Genomic DNA, 15,084 nt, shown 5'->3' with positions numbered 1-15,084 from the left:
GTGGCACTCAGAGCGTCGCGATGTACCTCGGCAACGGTCAGATGATCGAGGCCACCGAGCCTGCCGTCACGGTCTCGCCGGCCCGCACCAACGGCATGACTCCGTATCTGACCCGAATAATCGAGTCCTGACCGGGAAGTCAGCGGCGCGCCGTTAGCGCGCTGTCGGCGGTCGGCGGGTTAGGTAGATTGTCTGTCAATCATGACAGTCTCCCCGACCCGTCCGGCCGTGGCCGCCATTGCGGAATCCGCCCAGTCCGCAATGGGAAACCGGAAAGCAGGATTCTATCGTCACGATCTCGACGGGCTGCGTGGCATTGCCATTGCGCTGGTCGCGATGTTCCACGTGTGGTTCGGCCGGGTTTCCGGCGGGGTGGACGTGTTCTTGGCGCTGTCTGGCTTCTTCTTCGGCGGCAAATTGCTTCGTGCGGCACTGAACCCGGCGTCGTCACTGTCGCCGGTGCCCGAAGTGATTCGCCTGGCCCGCAGGTTGTTGCCGGCTCTCGTTGTGGCGCTGGCCGGGTGCGCGGTGTTGACCATCCTGATCCAGCCAGAGACCCGCTGGGAGACCTTCGCCGACCAGAGCCTGGCCAGCCTCGGCTACTACCAGAACTGGGAGCTGGCCAGCACGGTGGCCGATTATCTCCGGGCGGGTGAAGCGGTCAGTCCGCTGCAGCACATCTGGTCGATGTCGGTGCAGGGCCAGTTCTATATCGCTTTCCTGGCTCTGGTTTTCGGATTCGCGTTTCTGTTCCGGCGCCGTCTTGGGAACCGGTTGCGGACGACGTTCGTGCTGCTGCTCAGCGCGCTGGCGGTGGCCTCGTTTGTCTATGCGATCTTTGCCCACCAGGCCGACCAGGCGACCGCCTACTACAACAGCTTTGCGCGGGCCTGGGAGCTGCTGCTCGGGGTGCTCGCCGGCGCGCTGGTCCCCTACATCCGCTGGCCGATGTGGCTGCGCACGGTGATCGCCAGCGTCGCCTTGATAGCGGTGCTGTCCTGCGGCGCGCTCATCGACGGCGTCAAGGAGTTCCCGGGACCGTGCGCGCTGGTGCCCGTCGGGGCAGCCGTGCTGTTCATCCTGGCCGGCGCAAACCGGTACGCCCACCCCACTACGCGCGACCAATTGCCGTGGCCCAACCGGCTGCTGGCGGCCGAGCCGCTGGTGAAGCTGGGCGCGATGGCGTACTCGCTGTACCTCTGGCACTGGCCGCTGCTGATCTTCTGGCTCGCATACACCGGTCACCGGCACGCCAACTTCGTTGAGGGCACCGCGGTATTGCTGATATCCGGTGTGCTGGCCTATCTGACCACCCGGTTCGTCGAAGACCCGCTGCGGCACCGCGCACCGGCCAGTACGGCGTCGGAGTCCGCCCCGTCCATCCCGTGGCGGGTGCGGCTGCGCCGCCCCACCATCGTGCTCGGTTCGGTGGTAGCGATGCTGGGTGTCACGCTCACCGCGACCGCGTTCACCTGGGTCGAACATGTCAACGTGGAACGCGCCAGCGGCAAGGAGCTAACTGGGCTCAACTCCCACGACTATCCCGGCGCTCGCGCCCTCGTCAAACACGTGCGGGTGCCCAAGCTCCGCACCCGGCCGACCGTGTTAGAAGCCCAGAAGGATTACCCGCCGTCCACCCAGGACGGCTGCATCAGCGACTTCACCAACACCACGCTGATCAAATGCACCTACGGCGACAAGGCCGCCACCCGCACCATCGCGCTGGCCGGCGGCTCGCACGCCGAGCACTGGTTGACCGCACTGGACATTCTCGGCCGCACGCACCACTTCAAGGTGACGACCTATCTCAAGATGGGCTGCCCACTGTCCACCGAAAAGATGCCGTTGGTGATGGGTAACAATGCGCCGTACCCGGAGTGCCGCGACTGGGTGCCCAAGGCCATGGCCCAGCTGGTCGCCGACCACCCGGACTACGTGTTCACCACCTCGACGCGACCGTGGAATATCAAACCCGGCGACGTGATGCCGGGAACCTACATCGGGATCTGGCAGACGTTCGCCGACAACAACATTCCGGTCCTCGCCATGCGCGACACCCCGTGGCTGGTCAAAGACGACCAACCGTTCAACCCCTCGGACTGCCTGGCCAAAGGCGGCGACGCCATCTCGTGCGGTATCAAGCGCTCCGACGTGCTGGCCGACCACAACCCCACCCTCGATTTCGTCGAGCAGTTCCCAGGGCTCAAACCGCTGGACATGAGCGATGCCGTCTGTCGACCCGACATCTGTCCGGCCATCGAGGGAAACGTGTTGGTATACCACGACGCTCATCACCTGTCCGCCACCTACATGCGCACCATGACCAATGAATTGGGTCGGCAGGTCGGGGCGGCCACCGGTTGGTGGTGACCGCCCGGCGACGATGCGGGCCGCGCAGCGGCCCGCTGAGGAACCGGGCCATCAAATCCCGCCCGGCGACGATGCGGGCCGTGAGAGGCAACAGAGCGACCAGATCGGGCCGCCGATAAGGTCGAACTATGCCCCCGTCAGACCCAACCAGTGATGCTGCCAAAGCTTCGCCGAAGCTGAGCACCGTCTGGCCCGGCAGCAGTTATCCGCTGGGCGCCACTTTCGACGGCGGCGGCACCAACTTCGCGGTGTTCTCCGAAATCGCGGAGAAGGTCGAGTTATGCCTGATTGCTAAGAACTGCGACGAGACTCGGATCCCCCTTGACGAGGTCGACGGATACGTGTGGCATGCCTACCTGCCGACCGTCAGCCCTGGACAGCGTTATGGGTTTCGAGTGCATGGGCCGTTCGACCCGGCCGCCGGTCACCGATGTGACCCCAGCAAGCTGTTGCTCGACCCGTATGGGAAGGCGTTCGACGGCGAGTTCCAGTTCGGCCAGGCGCTCTACTCCTACGACATGGCCGTTGCGGCCAAAGACCCCGGCGAGACCGGAACTCCCCCGCAGTTCGATTCGCTCGGGCACACCATGACCAGCGTGGTGATCAATCCGTTCTTCGACTGGGCGACCGACCGGGCACCGCGCACCCCGTACCACGAGACGGTCATCTACGAGGCACATGTCAGGGGCATGACCGAGACCCATCCCGGCATTCCCGAAGCACTGCGTGGCACCTATGCCGGCCTGGCTCATCCCGTGATCATCGATCACCTCAAATCGCTGGATGTCACCGCGATAGAACTGATGCCGGTTCATCAGTTCCTGCACGACAGCCGGTTGCTGGAGCTGGGGCTGCGAAATTACTGGGGGTACAACACCTTCGGGTTCTTCGCCCCGCACAACGAGTACGCCGCGAACCGGCGGGCCGGCAGTGCGGTGGCCGAATTCAAGACCATGGTCCGGGCATTCCATGAGCAAGACATCGAGGTCATTCTCGATGTGGTGTACAACCACACCGCCGAAGGCAACCAACTCGGCCCGACGATCAACTTCCGCGGGATCGACAACAGGGCCTACTACCGACTCGTCGATGAGGATCTGCGGTTCTACAAGGATTTCACCGGCACCGGCAACAGCCTCAACGCCCGCATGCCGCACACCTTGCAGCTGATCATGGACTCGCTGCGCTACTGGGTGACCGAGATGCACGTTGACGGCTTTCGCTTCGACTTGGCGTCCACGCTGGCCCGTGAGTTCTACGACGTCGACCGACTGAGCGCGTTCTTCGACCTGGTGCAACAGGATCCGGTGGTCAGCCAGGTCAAGCTGATCGCCGAGCCGTGGGACATCGGCGAAGGCGGCTACCAGGTCGGCAACTTCCCAGGTTTGTGGACCGAATGGAACGGGAAGTATCGCGATACCGTGCGTGACTACTGGCGGGGTCAGCCCGCAACCCTCGGCGAGTTCGCGTCCCGGCTAACCGGGTCGTCGGACCTCTACGAGGCGACCGGCCGCCGTCCCAGCGCCAGCATCAATTTCATCGTCGCCCACGACGGGTTCACCCTGAACGATCTGGTGTCCTACAACGAGAAGCACAACGAGGCCAACGGCGAGCACAACCAGGATGGCGAAAGCTACAACCGCTCCTGGAACTGCGGCGTCGAAGGGCCGACCGATGACCCGGAAATCCTGGACCTGCGCCACCGGCAGATGCGCAACATCATGGCCACGCTGATGCTCAGCCAGGGAACCCCGATGATCGCGCACGGCGACGAGATCGGACGCACTCAGCAGGGCAACAACAATGTCTACTGTCAGGACTCCGAGCTGTCCTGGATGGACTGGTCGCTGGTCGACAAAAACGGTGACCAGCTGGCGTTCACCCGCAAAGTCGCCGCCTTGCGCAAAAACCATCCGGTCTTTCGCCGCCGCAGGTTCTTCGAGGGGCGTCCCATCCGCAGCGCCGATCAGGTGCGCGAGATCGCCTGGCTGACGCCGGCGGGCGACGAGATGACGTCAGAGGATTGGGACAGCGACTTCGGCAAGTGCATCTCGGTCTTCCTCAACGGCGAGGCTCTGCCCGAGCCCAACGCTCGCGGAGAGCAAGTGGTCGACGATTCGTTTCTGCTGTGCTTCAACGCCCATGACCACGCAGTCGATTTCGTCATTCCCAATGACGACTACGCCACCGAGTGGACGGCGGAACTGGACACCACCGATTCCACCGATGAGGCAAAGCTGGTCGTAAGCCACGGCGACCAACTCTCGCTGCCGGGACGAGCGCTGCTCGTGTTCCGTAAGACCAAGTGAAGCATGGTATTTCCGGTACTGTCCACCTACCGGTTGCAGCTGCGGGGTGAGTCGAGCGGTTTCGGCTTCACCTTCGCCGATGCCGAGAACCTGCTCGACTATCTCGACGAACTCGGGGTCTCGCATGTATATCTGTCGCCGATCCTCACCCCGGTCGGCGGGTCGGCGCACGGCTACGACGTCACCGACCCGACGACGGTGTCGGCCGAGCTCGGCGGTCCGGAGGGTCTGGCGCGGCTGTCGGCGGCGGCGCGGGCCCGCGGGATGGGGCTGGTCGTCGATATCGTCCCCAATCATGTCGGGGTGGACAAGCCGGAACAGAACCGGTGGTGGTGGGATGTGCTGCGGCACGGCGAGTCGTCGGCCTATGCGCCGTTCTTCGACATCGACTGGGAACTCGACCGGGATTCCGGACGCGGCCGAATCGTGCTGCCACTGTTGGGTTCCGACGACGACGCCGCCGACCTCACGGTAGACGACGACCTACTGCGGCTCGGTGACCTGGCGCTGCCCATCGCACCGGGCACCGGCGATGGCAGCGGTGCGCAGGTGCACGAACGCCAGCATTACCGGCTGATCGGTTGGCGGAACGGACGATGTGGTTATCGCCGTTTCTTTTCGATCACATCACTGGCCGGGCTGCGCCAAGAAGATGGTTCGGTGTTCGACACCAGTCACGCCGAGGTGGCCCGTTGGTTCACCGACGGACTCGTCGACGGCGTCCGAATCGACCACCCCGACGGCTTGTGGGATCCCTCGGGGTACCTGCGCCGGCTGCGCAAACTCACCGGTCCCGACGCCTGGATCGTGATCGAAAAGGTCCTCGCGATCGACGAGGCGTTGGAGCCGACGCTGCCGGTGGCCGGCACGACCGGATACGATGTGCTGCGGGAGGTCGGCGGGGTTTTCGTCGATCCGAACGGTGCGCCGGCATTGACGGCGCTGTTCGAATCCGTCGGCATCGACTACCAGCAGATGCCGACCATGCTGGCCGATCTCAAGACCGCGGCGGCCACCGAAACGCTGGCCAGCGAGCTGGGCAGGCTACGGCGGTGCATTGTCGCAGCGGCCGGCGCCGACCATCCCCAACTGCCCGCGGCGGTGGCGGCGCTGCTCACTCACATCGACGTCTATCGCAGCGATTACCGCGGCTTGGCCGCGGTACTGCCCACCGCTCTGGCCGCGACCCAGTCTGCTGCAACGGAATTGGACGTTCCCCTGCAGTTGATCGCCACCGCGTTAGCCGGCGGGGGCGAGCCGGCGGCGCGGCTGCAGCAGCTATGCGGCGCCGTGACGGCGAAGGCTGTCGAGGATTGCCTGTTCTACCGTGACGCCCGGCTGGTGTCGCTGAATGAAGTTGGCGGCGAACCACATCGGTTCGGCGTCGGCGCCGCCGAATTCCATCAGCGCGCTGCGACCCGCGTCCGATTGTGGCCGCAGACGATGACGACGTCGTCTACCCATGACACCAAACGCAGCGAAGACGTCCGCGCCCGCATCGGCGTGCTGTCGCAGGTGCCCTCGCTGTGGGCCGAGTTCGTCGCCCGCTGGAAAACCTTGGCCCCCGCCCCCGACCCGGCGACCGGACTGTTTCTGTGGCAGAACATCTTCGGCGTCTGGCCGGCTAGCGGCGAGGTCACCGGCGAGCTGCGCGATCGGTTACACGCGTACGGCGAGAAGGCGATACGGGAAGCCGCCTGGCATACGTCATGGCAAGATCCGGACGCCGACTTCGAGGGTGCGGTGCACGGCTGGCTGGACGCCGTGCTGGACGGGCCGGTGGCGCGCGAGCTGACGAACCTGGTGATCCGGCTCCAACCGCACGCCGAGAACGACGCGCTGGGTCAAAAGCTGCTCGCGCTGACCGTGCCCGGTGTGCCGGACATCTATCAGGGCACCGAGTTATGGGACGACAGCCTGGTCGATCCGGACAACCGGCGCCCGGTGGACTACGCTGCCCGACGGCAGGAACTGAAGTCTCTGCAGCATCCTAAGATTCGTGTAGTAAAAGCGGCCTTACAGTTGCGTCGCGCACGTCCGGACACATTCCTGCGCGGTGGCTACCACCCGGTGCTCGCCGCGGGAACCGCCGCCGATCATGTGGTGGCGTTCCGGCGCGGCGACGACGTGCTGGTCGCGGTGACGCGCTGGACGGCGCACCTCGAACACACCGGCTGGGGCGACACGGTATTGGCGGTGCCCGACGGTTCGTGGACCGACGTGTTGACCGGTGCGGTGGTCACCGGGCCGGTGTCGGCCGCCGAGTTGTTCGCCGAGCTGCCGGTGGCTCTGCTGGAGCGCGCCGATGCATGAATTCGCCGTGTGGGCACCCAAACCGGAAACAGTCCGCCTCGACGTCGACGGCGAGGTGTTTCCGATGACACGCAGTCGGGACGGCTGGTGGCGAGCGACTGTCGATGCGACACCGACCGCCCGCTACGGATACCTCCTCGACGACGATCCCAAGGTGCTGCCCGACCCGCGATCCCCCCGCCAACCCGACGGCGTGCACGGCCGCTCGCAGCTGTGGGAGCCGGCGGCCCACGCCTGGACGGACGGCGATTGGACTGGCCGTTCTGCCCAGGGTGCGGTGATCTACGAGCTGCACATTGGCACCTTCACCACTGATGGCACCTTCGACTCGGCCATCGAAAAGCTGGACTACCTGGTAGATCTCGGCGTTGATTTCGTCGAGGTGATGCCGGTCAACGCGTTCTCCGGAACGTACGGCTGGGGATACGACGGAGTGCTGTGGTATGCCGTGCACGAACCCTACGGCGGACCCGACGGGTTGGTCCGGTTCGTCGACGCCTGCCATCGCCGCGGCCTGGGGGTGCTGATCGACGCGGTGTTCAACCACTTGGGCCCGTCCGGCAACTACCTGCCTCGATTCGGTCCGTACCTGTCGTCGGCGAGCAATCCGTGGGGGGAAGGCATCAACATCGCCGATGCCGACTCCGACGAAGTACGCCGCTACATCATCGACTGCGCGCTGCGCTGGATGCGTGATTTCCACGCCGACGGGGTGCGACTGGATGCCGTGCATGCGCTGGTGGACACCACCGCGATCCACATCCTGGAAGAGCTGTCGGCCGAAACCGAGCTATTGGCCGAGGAACTGGGCCGTCCACTGTCCCTGATCGCCGAGAGCGACCTGAACGACCCGCGGGTGATCACCCGCGGTCGCAGCGGCGGCTACGGGATGACCGCGCAGTGGGATGACGACATCCACCACGCCATTCACACCGCGGTGTCCGGGGAGCGCCAGGGCTACTATGCCGACTTCGGTTCGCTGGCCACGCTGGCAAAGACGTTGCGCAACGGTTTCTTCCATGCGGGTACCTATTCGTCGTTTCGAAAGAGGCGACACGGACGGCCATTGAACACAGCGGAGAGCTCGGGGATTCCGGCGACCCGGCTGCTGGCCTACACCTGTACCCACGACCAGATCGGTAATCGTGCGCTCGGTGATCGCCCGTCGCAGAACCTGACCTTCGGTCAGCTGGCGGTGAAGGCCGCGCTGGTGCTCGGGTCTCCCTACACCGCAATGCTTTTCATGGGTGAGGAATGGGGAGCGTCGACTCCGTTTCAATTCTTCAGCTCCCATCCGGAGCCCGAGCTGGCGCGCGCCACCGCCGAGGGACGCAAAAAAGAGTTCGCCGATCACGGATGGGACGCTGACGAGATCCCCGACCCGCAGGACCCGCGGACCTTCCAGCGCTCGAAACTGGATTGGAACGAGGCCGACGCTGGTGAGCACGCGCGACTGCGCCATCTGTATCAGGAACTAATTGCGTTGCGGCGCACCGAAGCCGAACTTGCCGATCCGTGGTTGGACCACATGCTGATCGACTACGACGAAGACCGGCGCTGGATCGTCATGCACCGCGGTCGGTTGGCGGTCGCCTGCAACCTGGGCGCCGAGACGGTGGATGTCCCGCTCACCGGCGAGGTGGTGTTGTGCTCGGCTTCGCCGAGCGTCGGCGCCACCACCACCACCGAGATGCAGCCATATTCGTTCGCGATCCTGCGGTCTGTGGATAGCTGACTACCCGGCGGCACCGGCGACCGCGGATGATGCCGTGATGAGTCATCGCGAACTGTTGCCGATTCCACCCATAGAGACCGCGAACGACCCCGTGCATTCGGCCGCCGACCTGCGCCAGCGGTGGCGAGCGCTGGTCGGGCCACTGGGATTTGAGGAACGGCTTTTGTGGTTCGGCCTCATCGGGCCGGATCGTTGCTTTACCAAAAAGCTCAGCCAAGTGCGGATCCGTCCGCGGCCGCAGGGCCGAATCATCTGGAACCTCATGTCAGCGCTGCGCACGCTACTCGACGACCTGGGGCCGGGCACCACGGTGGCTTTGCTGCTAACCGGGCCCGGTCGTGGACGGGTTGCCTCGGCTGACCGGGTGTGGTCGAAGGCGCTCGCCGACATGGCCGAAAGGTTCGCTGTGCCGCTGGAACCGATCTTCCGCGCCAACGACGACTCCCTCGAGCTGGTTGGTTAGCAAAACCGAAGGTTGCGTTCGTCCTGATACCCTACCAGGGTATGGTATCGGTATCGAGTACGTCGGCTAGTTGTGCCCATGCACCCCCAATCAACCAGTCCGGCGATAACACAGGAAGGTGGACCCTATCGTGGCTGAAGCATCTGAATCGAGCACTACGACTGTAACGTCAGGCGCTGCTGGACCAGCCGGGCTCAATCGGGCCTTGGCTTGGGTGGGCATTACTGCTGGATCCGTGTTCATCGTCGCGGTCATCTTCTTCTCGGGCTTTCTTTTGAGCTGGACCACTGGCGGACATTGGGCCGGTCATCACATGGGTTCGGCGTCGATGTCCTGCTGCGACCACATGGGGATGGACCATCACATGGGGCCAGGCGGCCACATGTGATCTCGGCGGGTTCGGTCCCGCTTGAGCTCGTCGGGCAGTCCCCACCGGCGTGCCGACTCGGGTAGCTTGCGCTAATGACCACCCCAGAAATCGCACGGAAAGCGAGGGTCGTCCCATGAGCGAAATTGACCACGGGGCCAGAGCCCGTCTCGATTACATCGAAAAGCAGCTCGAAGCTCTGTTCCCCGGTCGCTACGTCCCTTTCGCGGTGGCCGGCGTCGACGGGATGCCACCGGGGGTGGTCGACCTTGTCCGCGCGGGCAAGACGATCGCGGCGATCCAGGAATACCGCAGCGCCACAGGCGCCGGATTGGCGGAGGCGAAATTGGCCGTCGAATCCATCCGGTAACCAAACTTCGGCGCCTAGGACTGCTTGAGTCACGAAGCGTCTGGGCGACGGTGAACCTCGCGGCGCTGCCACCCGCACCAGTTAGAGCAAATAGCGGTAGGCCGGCGAGCCGGGTTCGATGGTTTCGATCTGCATCTCGGTGGCCCGCATCCGCTGCAACAGGCCGTCCAGGTCTGCGGCCGAGCCCAGCTCGATGCCGACCAGCGCCTCACCGGTCTCGCGGTTGTTGCGCTTGACGTACTCGAACAGCGTGATGTCGTCGTTGGGCCCAAGGACGTCATCCAGGAACCGGCGCAGCGCCCCAGGCTCCTGCGGGAAGTCGACCAGGAAATAGTGCTTGAGGCCCAGGTGGACCAGCGAGCGCTCCAACACCTCCCCATACCTGGACACGTCGTTGTTCCCGCCGGAGACCAGGCACACGACGACAGATCCCGGCTCGATGTTGGCTTCGCACAGTCCGGCGACGGCCAAGGCGCCCGCCGGCTCGGCGATGATCCCCTCGTTTTGATACAGGTCGAGCATCGCGGTGCACACGGCACCCTCGTCAACGGTAGTGATCGACACCATGTCGCCGGCGGCAGCCAGTGCCGCGTACGTCTGCTTCCCCGCTCGGGCCACCGCCGCACCGTCGACGAACTGATCGACGTGGTCCAGGGTCACTGGACCTCCGTTGGCCAGCGCCGCCATCATCGCCGCGGCACCGGCCGGTTCGATACCCAGCACCGAGGTGTTCGTCGTTCGCTCGGCCAGGTAGGTGGTGATACCGGCGATGCAACCACCACCACCGACTGGCACCACTACCAGATCCGGCTCGTCCTCGAGCTGGTCGAGTATTTCGACGGCGATCGTGCCCTGGCCGGCCATGGTCCGCGGGTCGTCGAACGGCGGGACCAGCGTGGCGCCGGTGCGTGCCACGTCAGCCAGCGCAGCCTCCGCCGCCAGATCGTACGTCGATCCGCCCACGATCAGTTCGATGAAATCCCCGCCGTGATAGCGGATGCGGTCACGCTTTTGCTTCGGCGTCTTGGCCGGCACGTACACGCGACCGTGGACGCCCAGTGACCGGCATGCGTAGGCGAATCCCTGCGCGTGATTTCCCGCCGACGAGCACACCACGCCCGCGGCCAGCTCCTCGTCCGACAGCTGCACCAACAGGTTGTAGGCGCCACGCAACTTGTATGAGCGCACCACCTGCAGGTCTTCGCGCTTGAGGTAGACACTGGCCCCGGTCGTCGCGGACAACCGGTCGCTGAACTGTAGCGGCGTGGGGGTTACCACCCCGGCAATTCGCTTCGCCGCCGCATCGATTTCGGCCGCAGAGAGAAGAGGCAGCGGCCCACTACCCGGGGTGCCGGGGCTTTGGCTCAGTTCGGCGGACACCGATCAATGGTGCCACCCAGCTGCAAATTCACTGCACAGGGGTGAGCACGAAGACCGGAATCTGCCGATCGGTATTCTCCTGGTACTCGGCGTAGGGGGGCCACGCCTCGACGGCCCGCTTCCACCACGTGGCCTTCTCGTCGCCGAACACCTCGCGGGCGTCGTAGTCACGGGCGACGGCGCCGTCCTGCAGCTCGACGCGCGGGTTCTTCGCGACGTTGTAATACCAGACCGGGTTCTTCGGGGCCCCGCCCAGTGAGGCGACGATCGCGTACTCGCCGTTGTGCTCGACCCGCATCAGCGGCGTCTTACGGAGCTTGCCAGTCTTGGCCCCGACGGTAGTCAGCAGGATGACGGGCGCGCCCATGATATCGGCGGCTTCGGTTCCACCGGTTTCGGCATACTTGTCGGCGTGTTCACGGGACCAATCCCACGGGCTGGGGGCGTATTCACCTTCAAGCGGCATAGGACTACCTTAATCGTGCTGAGACCGTGGTGTGACGCCCGCCGTGTAGAGTCTGCGAGCGATACCGACAATCCGCGGTCAGACGTACGGCGTAGAGCCGATGAAGCAGGTGCTCAAGCAATGCCCCAGCCGTACCGCGGACTGCTGCGCGCGGTCGCGCCAACAGGGCTGCCCGCCACCTTGCCCAAATCCGGGTAAGCGTCGATGGCCGTCACGGAAGTACCTGAATACGCCCACCTGAGCGACGCGGATATCGAGGCGCTCGCGGCTGACTTGGAAGCGATCCGTAGCGATATCGAGGCTTCGCGCGGCGCCAAGGATCGGCTATACATCATGCGCGTCATCGCTTTTCACCGATACCTCGAGATCGCGGCGAGGCTGATCATCGGCGGGTGCAAAGGCAAATTTGCCTGGGCCGCCGGAACCGCGGCCCTGGCCGCGGCCAAGTGCGTCGACAACATGGAACTGGGCCACAACATCAGCCACGGTCAATGGGATTGGATGAACGACCCGGAAATCCACTCCAATACCTGGGAGTGGGACACGGCCGGTCTCACGTCGCAGTGGCGATATTCCCATAACTACCGACACCACGTCTTCTCGAACATCGTCGGCGTAGACGACGACCTCGGATTCCGCGTCTTGCGGGTCACCCGGGACCAGGAGTGGTGGCCGGGCGCGTTGTGGCAGCCGTTGCGCGCCGTGCTGCTGGCGGCCGCCTTCGAATGGGGCGTCGCACTGCACGGCTTGAACGCAGTGCAAGAAGAGGAAACCAATGACGCCGCCAAATCCGCCCAGAAATCGGCGCTCATCCGCAAGATGGTTCGTCAGGTGTGCAAGGACTATGTTCTCATTCCTGCCCTGAGCCGTCGGCGGTGGCGGCGCACGCTGGGGGCCAACGTGGTTGCCAACGGATTACGTAGCGGGTGGGCGTACATCGTGATCGTCTGCGGCCACTTCGTGGACGGAGCAGAAAAATTCACCCCCTCAGTGCTGGAGAATGAGACAAAGCCCGAATGGTATCTCCGGCAAATGCTGGGTACAGCGAACTTCGAGGCCGGGACTGTGCTGGGGTTCATGACTGGAAATCTGTGCTACCAGATCGAACATCACCTCTTCCCGGATCTGCCGCACAATCGCTATCCCGAGATCGCCAAGCGGGTGCGCGCGTTGTGCGTCACCTACGATCTGCCGTACACGACCGGTCCGTTGCATCGCCAGTACCTGCTTACTGTGCGCACAATCTGCAAGTTGGCGCTTCCGGACCGGTTTCTGTCCGCTACCTGCGACGACGCACCAGAAACGGCCTCCGAGAACAAGTTCCGGAATGTCAAGAAGCGATCGGACTTGCCACGGATCGGGGACGATGTGCGGCGACGCGGGTTGGCGACAGCACTCCTTGGCCACCGGAACCAACGCCAGCCCGAAGAGCGCCCTTAGGCCGTCACGCCGGTTGGGTCGTCGATGCGCTCTTGGGCTCGTGGACGTCCGGGCCCGGTTCGCTGCCGTACAACTCTTCGATCTCGGCGGCGTATTTGGCCATGATGGGCCGACGCTTGAGTTTCATCGTCAGCGTGATCTCCTCACCGCCGGGCTCCCACAGGTTGGGCAGCACGCGGAATCGCTTGATCTGCTCAACCCGCGACAGTTTGGCGTTGCCCTCGGCCACCCCCGCGGCGATCCGGGCAATCACCTCCGGGTGCGCTGCCAGTGTCGCGGCAGAGGCGTCGGCCAGCCCATGCTGGGCCGCGTACGGGCCGACCGAGTCCGCGTCGAAAACCAATAACGCGGTGTTGTACGGGCGGCCGTCGCCGATCGCGAGCATTGCGCCGACCATCGGGCAGGCGGCCATCACCGTGGTCTCGATGTTGGCCGGCGACATGTTCTTTCCGGCCGCGTTGATGATCAGCTCCTTCTTCCGGTCGACGATCCGCAGATAACCGTCGGCGTCGACGTCCAGGATGTCGCCGGTGTGCAGCCAGCCGTCGGCGTCGATCGCCTCGGCCGTCTTGGCCGGCTCCCTGCGGTAGCCCTTCATCACCAGCGGCCCGCGCACCAGATATTCGCCGTCCTCGGCGATCTTGGCCTCCAGACCGGGCAGCAGCTTGCCCACCGTCCCCAGTCGCGCCTCGCGTGGATGGCTCACGCTGGCGACGCAACTCAGCTCGGACATGCCCCACACTTCGGCGATCGGGATGCCGATACTGGAGAAGAAGGCCAACGTCTCCTTCGGAATCGGGGCCGCACCGGAGACCGCCCACCTGACCTGGTCAAGTCCCAGCTTGGCACGCAGCTGCGACAGCACCAGCTCGTCGGCCTGGACCCATTCCGCGGCCACGTCATCGGGAAGATCCTCGCCGGCGACCATGGCCGCGGCCCGTTTCGCAGCGACCGACATGGCCCAGTGCAGAGCCTGGCGCTTGGCCTCGTCCTCCTCGTGGGCGACGGCGAATTCGATTGCCGCTTTGAGCTTTTCCCAGACCCGGGGCACGGCGCCCCAGATGGTTGGGCGCGCGTCGGCCAATGCCGCCGCAATCGCGCGAGCATCGGAGACCACCGTGATCTGGGCGCCGAACACCTCTTGGTTGTACAACGCCATCGTGCGGTCAGCGATGTGCGCCGTCGGCAAAAAGGAGGTCGCCCGATCACCGAACTGAACGCCCAGAACGGCTTCGAGGGCCCGGGCCTCGAACAGCAGGTGAGCGTGCGTCATCTCCACCCCTTTGGGATTTCCCGTCGTCCCTGAGGTGTAAATGAGGGTGACCACATCGTCGGGCTGCACCGCCCGCCAGGTCGAATCGAAATCAAAGTCTTCTTTGCCGGCGGCGTGCAGATCGTCCAGCGAGAGCGTGCCCTCCGGGGAACCGTCGATGCAGATGATGTGCTCCAGCTCCGCGCCACTGGCCCGGATCCGGTCGACGTACTGCTCCTCGCAGATCACCACTTTGGTGCCGGCATTGTCGAAAACGTAGGTCAGTTGTTCGGCGGGCAGCGTGTTGTACACCGAGAACGAGGTGGCGCCGAGGTGCTGTGCGCCCACTTCCAGCGGGTAGAACTCGATGCGGTTGGCCATCATCAGCGAAACCGTGTGGCCGTGGCGGACCCCGAGGCCGGCCAGGCCGGCCGCGACCCGGCGCACGGCGGCCGCATACTCGCGCCACGTCATTGTCTGGGTGTCGCCAGGGGTGCGAAGCGCGACGGCGTCCGGGTCGATCGCCGCGTTGCGTTGGAATGCCTCACACAGCGTGGTCGGAGGTTCGGACGTCGTCCCCGTTGTCGAATCGATCATGAAGCTGAGGCTAGTCCGGGGG

Annotated in this window: 11 protein-coding genes; 8 read left to right on the top strand and 3 right to left on the bottom strand. The window is 64.8% G+C overall.

Features of this window, described 5'->3' with window-relative positions:
- The 7 genes from ACLQI9_RS21085 to ACLQI9_RS21055 all read left to right on the top strand — a co-directional run.
- Window positions 1–131: NlpC/P60 family protein (locus ACLQI9_RS21085; RefSeq protein WP_442392132.1), on the top strand; the 131-nt coding region annotated here is incomplete at its 5' end.
- Window positions 132–198: 67 nt separating this feature from the next.
- A complete protein-coding gene (locus tag ACLQI9_RS21080; protein WP_442392131.1) occupies window positions 199–2,370 on the top strand; it encodes an acyltransferase family protein in 2,172 nt (723 codons plus the stop codon).
- Window positions 2,371–2,498: 128 nt separating this feature from the next.
- Window positions 2,499–4,679, top strand: coding sequence for a glycogen debranching protein GlgX (gene glgX, locus ACLQI9_RS21075; RefSeq protein WP_442392129.1), 2,181 nt, complete (start codon window positions 2,499–2,501; stop codon window positions 4,677–4,679).
- A 3-nt stretch (window positions 4,680–4,682) separates the two neighbouring features.
- The gene (gene treY / locus ACLQI9_RS21070) at window positions 4,683–6,992 is read left to right on the top strand and encodes a malto-oligosyltrehalose synthase (RefSeq protein ID WP_442392128.1); all 2,310 of its coding nucleotides are present in this window, start codon (window positions 4,683–4,685) and stop codon (window positions 6,990–6,992) included.
- On the top strand, window positions 6,985–8,727 hold the full coding sequence (gene treZ, locus ACLQI9_RS21065) for a malto-oligosyltrehalose trehalohydrolase (RefSeq protein ID WP_442392127.1): 1,743 nt from the start codon (window positions 6,985–6,987) through the stop codon (window positions 8,725–8,727). Before treY ends, treZ begins: the two co-directional genes overlap by 8 nt.
- Before the next feature lie 37 nt (window positions 8,728–8,764).
- On the top strand, window positions 8,765–9,190 hold the full coding sequence (locus tag ACLQI9_RS21060) for a hypothetical protein (protein ID WP_442392126.1): 426 nt from the start codon (window positions 8,765–8,767) through the stop codon (window positions 9,188–9,190).
- A 503-nt stretch (window positions 9,191–9,693) separates the two neighbouring features.
- A complete protein-coding gene (locus ACLQI9_RS21055; RefSeq protein WP_442392125.1) occupies window positions 9,694–9,927 on the top strand; it encodes a hypothetical protein in 234 nt (77 codons plus the stop codon).
- Between the two features lie 81 nt (window positions 9,928–10,008).
- On the opposite strand, the gene ilvA is transcribed toward ACLQI9_RS21055, so the two are convergent.
- Complete coding sequence (gene ilvA, locus ACLQI9_RS21050) at window positions 10,009–11,307, bottom strand: threonine ammonia-lyase IlvA (protein WP_442392124.1); 1,299 nt, start codon at window positions 11,305–11,307, stop codon at window positions 10,009–10,011.
- 28 nt (window positions 11,308–11,335) lie between these two features.
- Entirely contained in the window at window positions 11,336–11,773 is a 438-nt protein-coding gene (locus ACLQI9_RS21045; RefSeq protein ID WP_442392123.1) for a nitroreductase family deazaflavin-dependent oxidoreductase, read from the bottom strand.
- Between the two features lie 204 nt (window positions 11,774–11,977).
- Between ACLQI9_RS21045 and ACLQI9_RS21040 the strand changes: the two genes are divergently transcribed.
- Window positions 11,978–13,213, top strand: coding sequence for a fatty acid desaturase family protein (locus ACLQI9_RS21040; RefSeq protein WP_442392122.1), 1,236 nt, complete (start codon window positions 11,978–11,980; stop codon window positions 13,211–13,213).
- A 4-nt stretch (window positions 13,214–13,217) separates the two neighbouring features.
- Here ACLQI9_RS21040 and fadD11 read toward each other — a convergent pair whose 3' ends face one another.
- The gene (gene fadD11, locus ACLQI9_RS21035) at window positions 13,218–15,062 is read right to left on the bottom strand and encodes a fatty acid--CoA ligase FadD11 (RefSeq protein ID WP_442392121.1); all 1,845 of its coding nucleotides are present in this window, start codon (window positions 15,060–15,062) and stop codon (window positions 13,218–13,220) included.
- Between the last annotated feature and the right edge of the window lie 22 nt (window positions 15,063–15,084).

Origin of the sequence: Mycobacterium sp., assembly GCF_052143115.1 — a bacterium.
Lineage (GTDB): Bacteria > Actinomycetota > Actinomycetes > Mycobacteriales > Mycobacteriaceae > Mycobacterium.
The sequence above is the reverse complement of the archived record's forward strand: the minus strand, read 5'-3'. Positions and strand labels throughout refer to the sequence as shown.

Excerpts from the sequence above, each read along its gene's own strand:
- fadD11 (WP_442392121.1), bottom strand. The coding sequence starts at position 15,062 with ATGATCGATTCGACAACGGGGACGACGTCCGAACCTCCGACCACGCTG.
- ACLQI9_RS21055 (WP_442392125.1), top strand. The coding sequence starts at position 9,694 with ATGAGCGAAATTGACCACGGGGCCAGAGCCCGTCTCGATTACATCGAA.
- ACLQI9_RS21060 (WP_442392126.1), top strand. The coding sequence starts at position 8,765 with ATGAGTCATCGCGAACTGTTGCCGATTCCACCCATAGAGACCGCGAAC.
- ACLQI9_RS21045 (WP_442392123.1), bottom strand. The coding sequence starts at position 11,773 with ATGCCGCTTGAAGGTGAATACGCCCCCAGCCCGTGGGATTGGTCCCGT.
- treZ (WP_442392127.1), top strand. The coding sequence starts at position 6,985 with ATGCATGAATTCGCCGTGTGGGCACCCAAACCGGAAACAGTCCGCCTC.
- glgX (WP_442392129.1), top strand. The coding sequence starts at position 2,499 with ATGCCCCCGTCAGACCCAACCAGTGATGCTGCCAAAGCTTCGCCGAAG.
- treY (WP_442392128.1), top strand. The coding sequence starts at position 4,683 with ATGGTATTTCCGGTACTGTCCACCTACCGGTTGCAGCTGCGGGGTGAG.
- ACLQI9_RS21040 (WP_442392122.1), top strand. The coding sequence starts at position 11,978 with ATGGCCGTCACGGAAGTACCTGAATACGCCCACCTGAGCGACGCGGAT.